The sequence below is a fragment of the Bacillus sp. L381 genome (genome assembly GCF_030284525.1).
In the GTDB taxonomy this organism is placed as follows: Bacteria; Bacillota; Bacilli; order Bacillales; family Bacillaceae; genus Bacillus; species Bacillus amyloliquefaciens.
This window is the reverse complement of record NZ_CP127224.1, coordinates 3,850,412-3,861,105: the sequence shown is the minus strand read 5'-3', so window position 1 is coordinate 3,861,105 and position 10,694 is coordinate 3,850,412. Positions and strand designations below refer to the sequence as shown.

Below are 10,694 nucleotides of genomic sequence, written 5' to 3'. Positions count from 1 at the left end.
TATCCGGCACAGCCCTCCTTTTCTTTTAAAATCAGCGATCTTTTCCTGTTATAGAACACAAAAAAAGAGCATATGGCTCTGACCATTCGTACACACGAAATGTTGAAAACATATAGTATAGTAGAAAAATAGCTTTTCGACAAATTCCACAAGTTGTGGACAACAATCTACACAAGCTGTGTGAAAACAATCCACAACTTATCCACACTTTGTGGATAAAGAGAATAGGCTGGATAAGTAATTAAGAGTTAAAACACAAATATAATATCAAATTAAGCGAGGACTTGCAACGGTTCTCGTAATCTTATCCACAAACCTGACAACTTGTTGAAAAATCTTTGTCCACAGGGGTTAGCAATGTGAAAATGTTGTCGATAACGATTGTGGATATTAAAAAATGACCGAAAAATTATCCACATGCCGTTTTTTTCAGTGGGCGCGGCTTTTTTTTTTGCGCTAAAAAAAGGAATATGAAAATTAAGGTTTCTAAACTGGTTAAGGTATGTTATCCTATTATGGTTGTAAGAAATAAAAGCACTGCTGAAGTTGACAATGAATAGGCAGCACAAATATAATAAGTAAGACTGTCTTTAACAGCTATTCCTCGAGGGAGGTGTCATAAATGAAAAGAACATTCCAACCGAATAACCGTAAACGCAGTAAAGTTCATGGCTTCAGAAGCCGTATGAGTTCAAAAAACGGTCGTCTAGTATTAGCACGCCGTCGCCGCAAAGGCAGAAAAGTATTATCAGCTTAGGCCACTGAATAATGTCAGTGGTCTTTTTTCACATTATGAGAAAAGAGATCACGCGTCGCCCGGTACTGGAGAAATTTCTTCAGTATTCCGGCGGCCCGTTTTTTTTAGATAGAAATAAAAGTTTCTGCGAGTGAATATCGGAGTGAATCAAAGTGAAGAAGCGAAATCGGTTAAAGAAAAATGAAGATTTTCAAAAAGTGTTTAAACGCGGAACGTCTATGGCAAACCGCCAGTTCGTGCTGTATACGCTTGATCAGCCGCAGCAGAAAGAACTCCGGGTAGGGCTTTCTGTCAGCAAAAAAATCGGCAATGCCGTCGTGCGCAACCGGGTGAAGCGTTTAATCAGACAGGCGGTCCAGGAGGAAAAAGAGCTTCTCAAGCCGAAAGATTTTATTATTATCGCAAGAAAACCCGCCGCTGAACTCAGTATTGAAGAAACGAAAAAAAGTCTGCAGCACTTATTCAGAAAAACCTCTTTATATAAGAAATCTTCGTCAAAATAGCTCATATTTTGTTTTCTTCACGTTTTTTAAAAGCGCTTCCTTTTGTTTGGCGAAAAATGACCGCCATTTAAAACTGAAAGATGCTAAAATACATACAAGGTTTATAAAGAATGGTATAGGAGGAAACGTTCTTGAAAAGGAGAATATGGTTACTACTGAGTATGGTCGGTATGCTCGTGCTGCTGGCCGGATGCTCGAGTGTAAAAGAGCCGATTACGGCGAATAGTCCGCATTTCTGGGACAAATATGTTGTGTATCCATTGTCAGAAGTCATTACGTACGTAGCGAAACTGACGGGCGATAACTATGGTTTATCGATCATCATCGTTACGATTTTAATCCGTCTGCTGATTCTGCCGCTGATGATCAAACAGCTTCGAAGCTCAAAAGCGATGCAGGCGCTTCAGCCCGAAATGCAGAAGCTTAGAGAAAAATACAGCTCAAAAGATCAAAAAACGCAGCAGAAGCTTCAGCAGGAGACAATGGCCCTGTTTTCAAAGCATGGGGTAAACCCGCTGGCAGGCTGTTTCCCGATCCTGATTCAAATGCCGATTTTGATCGGATTTTACCACGCTATTATGCGTACGCAAGCCATTTCACAGCATAGCTTTTTATGGTTTGATTTAGGAGAGAAAGATCCCTACTATATTCTTCCTATCGTTGCCGGTGTGGCCACTTTTGTTCAGCAGAAGCTGATGATGGCCGGAAATCCCGCTCAGAACCCTCAAATGGCAATGATGGTATGGATTATGCCGATCATGATCATCGTATTTGCGATCAACTTCCCGAGCGCGCTTTCTCTTTATTGGGTAGTCGGAAACTTGTTTATGATTGCTCAGACATTTCTTATTAAAGGGCCGGACATTAAACACGATCCGGAAACGCAGAAAGCGGGAGGAAAGAAAAAGTGAAGAAGGTGACTGCTGCGGGACGGAATGTCGAAGAAGCAGTTCAATCAGGCCTTCAGGAACTTCAACTGACGAAAGATCAAGTAGAAATAACGGTGGTGCAGGAAGAATATAAAGGGTTTTTGGGTATTTTCGGAAAAAAGAATGCGATCATAGAACTGGAAGAGAAAAAAAATTCCGTTCAGGAAGCGAAAGCGTATCTGGAAGAAATCATCAATACCATTGCCGGACCTTCCGAGATTGTCACGGAGGAAAACAAAAAAACAGTTTGTTTTCACATTAAGGGTGAAAAAGCGGCGCTGCTCATTGGTAAGAGAGGACAAACACTCAATGCTCTGGAAACATTGACGCAGCTTGTGTTGAACCGCGGCTCCGGCCAGTACCGCCAAGTCGTTGTCGACGCTGAGAATTATCGTCTGAAAAGAAGAGAAATTCTGGATCAGCTGGCAAACAGGCTGGCCAAGCAGGTATCGAAAACGAAAAAAGATGTGCATTTAGAACCGATGCCGTCTGGTGAAAGAAAAATCATCCATGACGCTCTGGCGAAGCACCCAAATATCAAAACTTTTTCTACCGGTGAAGGCCGGTACCGCCATCTCGTTATTTCCCATAAAGATAGCAGAAAACCGAAGTCCGGGTAAAATCGGAACTTCGGTTTTTTTATTGGCAAAAATGGCTCTATTCCTAAGCAGAATCATACTTTTGGCGTTTAAGTTTTTTCTTTTTCGGTTTATGCTGTTGATAAAAAAGGTTTTAGGAAATAAAATTAATTGTTATTCACATGTGGATAAGTTAAAGTAATAAGGGATGAATTTCTGCCTTTGTGGATAACGTATCTTCCACTTCAAACCAAACTATGTTATCTTTTAATTTTGGCGTAAATAAAATTTTTTATATAGATGGAAACAGAGATAAAGAGAGGTGAACAGCATGGATACAATTGCAGCGATTTCAACTCCGATGGGTGAAGGCGCGATCGCGATTGTTCGGCTGAGCGGGCCGGAAGCCGTAAAAATTGCCGACAAAATGTACAAGGGTCCGAAAGGCAAAACGCTCAGTTCGGCAGAATCGCATACCATTCATTACGGGCATATCGCAGACAGCACTACGGGACGGATTATTGAGGAAGTGATGGTGTCTGTTTTAAGAGCGCCCAGAACATTCACAAGGGAAGATGTCATTGAAATCAACTGTCACGGAGGGATTGTGACGGTTAATCAGGTGCTCCAGCTTGCTTTAAGAGAAGGCGCGAGACTGGCAGAACCCGGTGAGTTTACGAAGCGCGCATTTTTAAACGGACGGATTGACCTGTCACAGGCGGAAGCGGTGATGGATCTGATCAGGGCCAAAACGGACCGTGCCATGAATGTCGCCATGAATCAGATGGAAGGACGGCTTTCCGCGCTTGTCCGCCGTCTTCGTGATGAATTATTAGAAACACTTGCCCATGTTGAGGTTAATATAGATTATCCGGAATATGATGACGTCGAAGAAATGACGCATCAGCTCTTAGTGGAGAAGGCGAGCGGCGTGAAGAAAGAAATCGAGGCGCTGCTCCGTACGTCTGAGCAGGGGAAAATTTTGCGCGAGGGACTGTCTACCGTCATCATCGGCCGTCCGAACGTAGGAAAATCCTCTTTGCTTAACAGTCTTGTCCATGAAACGAAGGCGATCGTAACCGATATTCCGGGAACGACGCGTGATGTGATTGAGGAATATGTCAATGTCCGAGGCGTGCCGCTCCGGCTTGTCGATACCGCCGGAATCCGCGAGACCGAAGACATCGTCGAAAGAATCGGTGTAGAACGGTCACGCCAGGTTCTGAAGGAAGCGGATCTCATTTTGCTTGTGCTTAACCACAGCGAAGAGCTTTCTGAAGAAGATGTGAAATTATTTGAAGCGGTTGAGGGAATGGACGTCATTGTCATTATGAATAAGACGGATCTCGAGGCTAAGATTGACGCTGAGCGCGTCAAAGAGCTTGCGAAAGGCCGGCCCGTCGTCACGACCTCATTGCTGAAAGAAGAAGGCATTCAAGATTTAGAGGAAGCGATTCAGTCGCTATTTTATACAGGAGCGATCGAAAGCGGAGATCTCACATATGTCAGCAACACCCGTCATATCTCGATTCTGCATCAGGCAAAGCAAGCCATTGATGATGCGCTGAATGGAATTGAACAGGATGTTCCGATTGATATGGTGCAAATTGATCTGACAAGGTGCTGGGAGCTGCTGGGCGAAATCATTGGTGATGCCGTCCACGAAAGCTTAATTGATCAGCTCTTTTCACAATTTTGTTTAGGTAAATAAAAGGGAGGAAAAAACCATGGGGTATGAAGCAGGCCAATACGACGTGATTGTCATCGGCGCCGGGCATGCCGGTGTTGAGGCTGCGCTCGCATCCGCGCGCCAGGGAGCTAAAACGCTTGTTTTGACGATTAATCTTGATATGGTTGCGTTTATGCCATGTAATCCGTCTGTCGGCGGCCCCGCGAAAGGGATTGTCGTCCGCGAAATTGACGCGCTCGGCGGAGAAATGGCAAGAAATATAGATAAAACTCATATTCAAATGAGAATGCTGAATACAGGAAAAGGTCCGGCCGTACGGGCGCTGCGAGCGCAGGCGGATAAATTCCAATATCAGCATGAAATGAAGCATACGCTGGAAAAAACACCGAATTTGACACTTCTTCAAGGGATTGCCGAACGTTTAATCATTGAAGACGGCGAGTGCCGCGGTGTCATTACGCAAACCGGTGCTGAATATAAGGCGAAAACGGTCGTGCTGACAACGGGGACGTATTTAAGAGGGCGGATCATTCTTGGTGATCTGTCTTACTCAAGCGGTCCGAATAACCAGCAGCCCTCTATTAAACTTTCTGAGCACTTAGAGGAGCTCGGTTTTGATCTCGTTCGTTTTAAAACGGGAACCCCTCCTCGCGTATCAAGCGATTCCATTGATTACAGCAAAACAGAAATCCAGCCGGGGGACCCGGTTCCGCGCGCTTTCTCATATGAAACGGTTGAATACATTACCGATCAGCTGCCTTGCTGGCTGACTTACACGAGTCCGGAGACTCATGAGATCATCGACAGCAATCTGCATCGTTCGCCAATGTATTCCGGTATGATTAAAGGAACGGGGCCGAGATATTGCCCTTCCATTGAAGATAAAGTCGTTCGGTTTAATGATAAACCGCGTCATCAGATTTTCCTTGAGCCGGAAGGCAGGAATACGCAGGAAGTATACGTTCAAGGTTTATCCACGAGCCTTCCTGAGGACGTACAGCAGCGGATGCTGGCGACCATTCCGGGACTGGAAAAGGTGCAAATGATGAGAGCCGGATATGCGATTGAGTATGACGCGATCGTACCGACGCAGCTCTGGCCTACACTGGAGACGAAAAAAATTCCTAACCTGTATACGGCCGGTCAAATTAACGGTACATCAGGTTATGAAGAAGCAGCCGGACAAGGAATTATGGCGGGAATCAACGCGGGCCGCAAAGCGCTTGGAAAAGAAGAGGTGATCCTCAGCCGTTCCGATGCGTATATCGGTGTATTGATCGATGATTTGGTAACGAAAGGAACCAATGAACCATACCGTCTGCTGACTTCACGTGCGGAATACAGACTGCTGCTCCGCCATGACAATGCGGATCTTCGTCTGACGGAAATCGGCCATGAAATCGGCTTAATTTCTGATGAGCGCTATGAAGCGTTTGAAAAGAAAAAAGCGGCGATTGAGGCTGAGAAAAAACGTCTCTGGTCTGTTATTATCAAGCCGTCTCCTGAAAATCAGGAATATATCCGTTCACTCGGCGGAAGCGAGCTGAAAGACGGAGTGCGCGGCACAGATTTAATGAAACGTCCGGAAATGAACTATGAAACAGTGACAAAACTTGCACCTGCTGATTCTCCGGTTCCGCAAGATGTGGCGGAACAAGTGGAAATTCAGGTGAAATATGAAGGATATATCGAAAAATCCTTGCAGCAAGTGGAGAAGCTGAAGAAAATGGAAAACAAAAAAATCCCTGATCGGATTGATTATGACGCCATTAAAGGAATTGCAACTGAAGCCCGTCAAAAGCTGAAAGAAGTGCGTCCTTTATCAGTTGCTCAAGCGTCCCGTATTTCCGGAGTCAATCCGGCAGACATTTCAATCCTGCTGGTATACCTGGAGCAGGGCCGTATTGCCAAGGTAGCTGAATAGAAAGGATGACGGCATGAATATAGAGGAATTTACATCCAGTTTAGCGGAGAAAGGGATTTCCCTTTCTGACCGCCAGCTGGAGCAATTCGAGTTGTATTACCGGATGCTCGTGGAATGGAACGAAAAGATGAATCTGACGTCTATCACTGAGAAAAAGGAAGTATATCTCAAGCATTTTTATGATTCGATTACGGCGGCATTTTATATTGATTTTGAAAAGGTCACCACTCTTTGTGACGTCGGCGCCGGTGCCGGTTTTCCAAGCCTGCCCATCAAAATCTGCTTCCCGCATCTGCATGTCACCATCGTCGATTCACTGAATAAGCGGATTACGTTTTTGGAAAATCTCGCTGATGCTTTACAATTAGAGCATACGACATTTGTCCATGACAGGGCAGAGACGTTCGGACAGCGGAAGGACGTCCGGGAAAGCTTTGATCTCGTGACGGCCCGTGCGGTGGCGCGTCTGTCTGTTCTGAGCGAGCTTTGTCTGCCGCTGGTCAAGAAAAACGGCGTATTTGCCGCTCTAAAAGCAGCAGCGGCTGATGAAGAATTGAAAGCGGGACAAAAGGCGATTAAAGTATTGGGAGGAGAGCTTGAACAAGTTCATTCCTTTACACTTCCCGTTGAAGAAAGTGAACGGAACATTATGTTAATTCGCAAGATGAAAAGCACTCCGAAAAAATATCCGAGAAAACCGGGTACTCCAAATAAATCGCCAATTGAAGGGTAATTTAGACAGCCTGATGTGACAATTCCATCATATTTTCTGCAAAATTGATGAAGATACAGCAGGAAAAACCATGAGAAAATAGAATTATAAAAATGGCAGTTTTTAAAGGTGGTGTAGGTACATGAAGCATTCATTCTCTCGTTTCTTCGGGTTTGGTGAGAAGGAAGAGGAACCGGAGATAGCTGAGCATGATACAAATAAAGAAGAGATACTCGAGATACCGGTACATGCTATCGTTCCCAACCGTTTTCAGCCACGCACCATTTTCTCAGATGAAAAGATCAAAGAGTTAGCAATGACGATCCATACACACGGCATCATTCAGCCGATTGTTGTCAGACATACAGAAGATGAAGGACAATATGAGCTCATTGCGGGTGAAAGGCGCTGGAGAGCGGTACAGACGCTTGAATGGGAGAAGATTCCCGCAATTATAAAGGATTTCTCTGATACGGAAACGGCATCTGTCGCTTTGATTGAAAACCTGCAGAGGGAAGAATTGTCCTCCATTGAGGAAGCTCATGCGTACGCAAGGCTGTTAGAACTTCATGATTTAACACAGGAGGCCTTGGCGCAGCGTTTAGGAAAAGGCCAGTCAACGATTGCGAACAAGCTCCGATTGTTAAAGCTTCCGGAACCCGTTCAGGATGCGATTATGGAGAAAAAAATCACGGAACGCCATGCAAGAGCCCTGATCCCGCTCAAACAGCCGGAGCTTCAGGTCACTTTGCTTGCGGAAATCATTGAGAAAAGCTTAAATGTCAAGCAGACGGAAGACCGAGTGGTGAAAATGCTTGAACAGAATAAGCAGAAACCAAAGCCGAGACGCAAAGCGTTCAGCCGAGATACACGAATTGCGATGAATACGATTCGCCAGTCACTGTCCATGGTGGAAGACAGCGGCGTCAGACTGAATACTGAGGAAGAAGAATTCGAAGAGTACATTCAGCTTACCATTCGGATACCTAAATAAAAACTCTCCTGATCAGCAGGGGAGTTTTTATTTTTATCAAAAAACTATTTTGGAATAATGATAGATTTATTGTACACCATACATTATAAATGTAAAAATTTATATTTTTTCGTCGTATATTGTCTTTTTACAGTCAAAAAAGTCACTTTATCGGAGAACTTATAAGAGAAAGTGTCTTTTTCGTTTACATTTTTTTCACTTGCTGATAAACAAATTATGAAAAAAATAAAACGCTTTACTCTTTTTTTGATAAGATAGAAACAAGACAGTACATGTTCATGTGAAGGTAGGTGACATCGTGGGAAAAATCATAGCAATTACGAACCAAAAAGGCGGAGTCGGGAAGACAACGACTTCTGTTAATCTGGGGGCTTGCTTAGCTTACATAGGTAAAAGGGTTCTTCTTGTTGATATTGATCCGCAGGGCAACGCAACGAGCGGATTAGGGATTGAAAAAGCCGATGTGGATCATTGTGTGTACGACATTTTAGTAGATGACGCAGATGTAACAGAGATTATCAAACCGACTTCAGTAGAGAACTTAGATGTCATTCCAGCCACGATCCAGCTTGCGGGAGCGGAAATCGAATTGGTTCCGACGATTTCAAGAGAGGTCAGGCTGAAAAGAGCATTAGAATCAGTGAAACAAAATTACGATTACATGATTATTGATTGTCCTCCGTCTCTCGGGTTATTAACGATTAATGCGCTTACCGCGTCAGATTCAGTTGTTATCCCGGTTCAGTGCGAATATTACGCTCTCGAAGGATTGAGTCAATTATTAAATACAGTTCGGCTTGTGCAAAAACATTTAAATACAGACTTAATGATAGAAGGAGTGCTTCTGACGATGCTTGATGCCAGAACGAATCTCGGCATTCAAGTTATAGAAGAGGTGAAGAAATACTTTAGAGATAAAGTGTATCAAACCATTATTCCTCGCAATGTCCGTTTAAGTGAGGCGCCGAGTCATGGCAAGCCGATCATATTATACGATCCGCGTTCGAGAGGTGCGGAAGTATATTTAGATTTAGCAAAGGAAGTGGCAGCGAATGGCTAAAGGCGGGCTCGGAAAAGGGATTAATGCATTGTTTAATCAAGTTGATTTGTCTGAAGAGACAGTAGAAGAGATTAAGATCAGTGATTTGCGCCCCAATCCTTATCAGCCAAGAAAACAATTTGATGATGAGTCATTAGCTGAACTGAAGGAATCCATCATTCAGCATGGCATTCTTCAGCCCATTATCGTGAGAAAATCATTGAAGGGCTACGATATTGTAGCCGGCGAACGCCGTTATCGCGCCGCAAAACTTGCCGGTAAAGAGACAGTGCCGGCTATCGTGCGGGAGTTATCTGAATCGCTGATGCGGGAAATCGCCCTGTTGGAGAACCTTCAGCGGGAAGATTTATCGCCGCTTGAAGAAGCTCTTGCATATGATTCACTGCTGAAGCATTTGGATATTACTCAGGAACAGCTCGCTAAACGGCTCGGGAAAAGCAGACCTCATATTGCCAACCATTTAAGACTGCTGACGCTTCCTGAAAGTATCCAGAACCTCATTGCAGAAGGTACGTTATCCATGGGGCACGGCAGAACCTTGCTCGGTTTGAAAAATAAAAACAAGCTTGAACCGCTTGTGAAGAAAGTTGTTGAAGATCAGCTTAACGTCCGTCAGCTCGAGCAGCTCATTCAGCAATTAAACAGTAATGTTCCACGTGAAACAAAGAAAAAAGAACCTGTTCAAGATGTTGTGTTAAAAGAGCGGGAGTCGTATTTGCAAAATTACTTCGGAACAACGGTCAATATTAAGAGACAAAAGAAAAAGGGGAAAATTGAGATTGAGTTTTTCTCAAATGAAGATCTTGAACGTATCCTTGAGCTTTTGTCTGAAAGAGAAGCGTAAAAACCATCTTGTTAAAAAAGATGGTTTTTTTATATACGTCTTGTCAGCTTATGAAACGGACTGAGCCGTTCTTGGCGGCCTTCTGTTTTATCTGTCAGCTCTAATCCCTCTGCTAAAACATTCGCCATGCTCATAACAAGATGAAGCCTCGTATTCTGCAAGACAAAATACTCCATAAACCCGCTGACATTGACGATTCCATTGATATGGACGTCACCGATCTCAGGAAGGTCTTTTTGAACACCGGCTCCGGGTTTTAGCGGCCCATCGCCGATTTGAAATGACCCTACGCTTTTAACGCGGCCTAAACAAGCGTCAACCGCAATAATAAACGGATTTTTATGTATATGGTGAATATCTTTCAGTTTGTCTTTCATGTTTACGGCATGAACAGGATCTGACAGTGTGCCGTAAACGTGCAACCTGCCTAATTTCATGTTTTCTAACTTTGTTCCTACGAGCGGACCTAATGAATCTCCGGTCGATCGATCTGTACCGATACATACGGTGACTAACGGTCGGCCGGCTGCTTTACGTAAAGATGAAGCAAGGATCGCTTGTATTTGATTCGCGGCAGAAGAATCCGTATGAGACACATATTGTTTTGCCCGTTCTTGAGAAAAAAGCCCGCCTTTTCGATTCATAGGGTTCACTTCCTTGTCATGTCATACGAGTATTACACTGATGTTTTTGATGATGTATG

At 44.1% G+C, this 10,694-nt stretch carries 11 protein-coding genes; 10 read left to right on the top strand and 1 reads right to left on the bottom strand.

The genetic code is table 11. The features are described 5' to 3' along the window. Positions 1-622 precede the first annotated feature (622 nt). The 10 genes from rpmH (at position 623) to QRX25_RS19705 (ending at position 9,991) form a co-directional block, all read left to right on the top strand. Positions 623-757 carry a 50S ribosomal protein L34 gene (gene rpmH, locus QRX25_RS19750; protein ID WP_003178075.1) on the top strand — a complete coding sequence of 45 codons (135 nt, stop codon included), beginning with the start codon at positions 623-625 and terminating at the stop codon, positions 755-757. Between the two features lie 152 nt (positions 758-909). Continuing rightward, entirely contained in the window at positions 910-1,260 is a 351-nt protein-coding gene (gene rnpA / locus QRX25_RS19745; protein ID WP_045513402.1) for a ribonuclease P protein component, read from the top strand. A 161-nt stretch (positions 1,261-1,421) separates the two neighbouring features. Beyond that, complete coding sequence (spoIIIJ, locus tag QRX25_RS19740; RefSeq protein ID WP_065982832.1) at positions 1,422-2,171, top strand: YidC family membrane integrase SpoIIIJ; 750 nt, start codon at positions 1,422-1,424, stop codon at positions 2,169-2,171. Then, positions 2,168-2,809: an RNA-binding cell elongation regulator Jag/EloR gene (gene jag / locus QRX25_RS19735; RefSeq protein WP_065982831.1), complete on the top strand. Its 642-nt coding sequence runs from the start codon at positions 2,168-2,170 to the stop codon at positions 2,807-2,809. The genes spoIIIJ and jag overlap by 4 nt, the downstream gene beginning before the upstream one ends. 289 nt (positions 2,810-3,098) lie before the next feature. After that, the gene (mnmE, locus tag QRX25_RS19730) at positions 3,099-4,478 is read left to right on the top strand and encodes a tRNA uridine-5-carboxymethylaminomethyl(34) synthesis GTPase MnmE (protein WP_007409903.1); all 1,380 of its coding nucleotides are present in this window, start codon (positions 3,099-3,101) and stop codon (positions 4,476-4,478) included. Positions 4,479-4,494: 16 nt separating this feature from the next. Then, positions 4,495-6,381 carry a tRNA uridine-5-carboxymethylaminomethyl(34) synthesis enzyme MnmG gene (mnmG, locus tag QRX25_RS19725; RefSeq protein ID WP_004392959.1) on the top strand — a complete coding sequence of 629 codons (1,887 nt, stop codon included), beginning with the start codon at positions 4,495-4,497 and terminating at the stop codon, positions 6,379-6,381. A 13-nt stretch (positions 6,382-6,394) separates the two neighbouring features. After that, positions 6,395-7,114 (top strand): 16S rRNA (guanine(527)-N(7))-methyltransferase RsmG, encoded by a 720-nt coding sequence (rsmG, locus tag QRX25_RS19720; RefSeq protein ID WP_212100021.1) that lies wholly within the window; start codon positions 6,395-6,397, stop codon positions 7,112-7,114. Between the two features lie 121 nt (positions 7,115-7,235). Next, positions 7,236-8,087 (top strand): nucleoid occlusion protein, encoded by an 852-nt coding sequence (gene noc / locus QRX25_RS19715; RefSeq protein ID WP_007615083.1) that lies wholly within the window; start codon positions 7,236-7,238, stop codon positions 8,085-8,087. Between the two features lie 298 nt (positions 8,088-8,385). Further along, on the top strand, positions 8,386-9,147 hold the full coding sequence (gene soj / locus QRX25_RS19710; protein WP_004392964.1) for a sporulation initiation inhibitor protein Soj: 762 nt from the start codon (positions 8,386-8,388) through the stop codon (positions 9,145-9,147). Beyond that, positions 9,140-9,991: a ParB/RepB/Spo0J family partition protein gene (locus QRX25_RS19705; protein ID WP_212100018.1), complete on the top strand. Its 852-nt coding sequence runs from the start codon at positions 9,140-9,142 to the stop codon at positions 9,989-9,991. The genes soj and QRX25_RS19705 overlap by 8 nt, the downstream gene beginning before the upstream one ends. A 29-nt stretch (positions 9,992-10,020) precedes the next feature. Here the strand turns inward: QRX25_RS19705 and yyaC are convergent, their stop codons facing one another. Beyond that, entirely contained in the window at positions 10,021-10,635 is a 615-nt protein-coding gene (yyaC, locus tag QRX25_RS19700; RefSeq protein WP_212100016.1) for a spore protease YyaC, read from the bottom strand. Positions 10,636-10,694: the final 59 nt, after the last annotated feature.

Bases quoted from the DNA above. Each gene is read 5' to 3' on its own strand.
- rpmH (WP_003178075.1), top strand. From the start codon at position 623: ATGAAAAGAACATTCCAACCGAATAACCGTAAACGCAGTAAAGTTCAT.
- mnmE (WP_007409903.1), top strand. From the start codon at position 3,099: ATGGATACAATTGCAGCGATTTCAACTCCGATGGGTGAAGGCGCGATC.
- rsmG (WP_212100021.1), top strand. From the start codon at position 6,395: ATGAATATAGAGGAATTTACATCCAGTTTAGCGGAGAAAGGGATTTCC.
- spoIIIJ (WP_065982832.1), top strand. From the start codon at position 1,422: ATGGTCGGTATGCTCGTGCTGCTGGCCGGATGCTCGAGTGTAAAAGAG.
- yyaC (WP_212100016.1), bottom strand. From the start codon at position 10,635: ATGAATCGAAAAGGCGGGCTTTTTTCTCAAGAACGGGCAAAACAATAT.
- mnmG (WP_004392959.1), top strand. From the start codon at position 4,495: ATGGGGTATGAAGCAGGCCAATACGACGTGATTGTCATCGGCGCCGGG.
- noc (WP_007615083.1), top strand. From the start codon at position 7,236: ATGAAGCATTCATTCTCTCGTTTCTTCGGGTTTGGTGAGAAGGAAGAG.
- QRX25_RS19705 (WP_212100018.1), top strand. From the start codon at position 9,140: ATGGCTAAAGGCGGGCTCGGAAAAGGGATTAATGCATTGTTTAATCAA.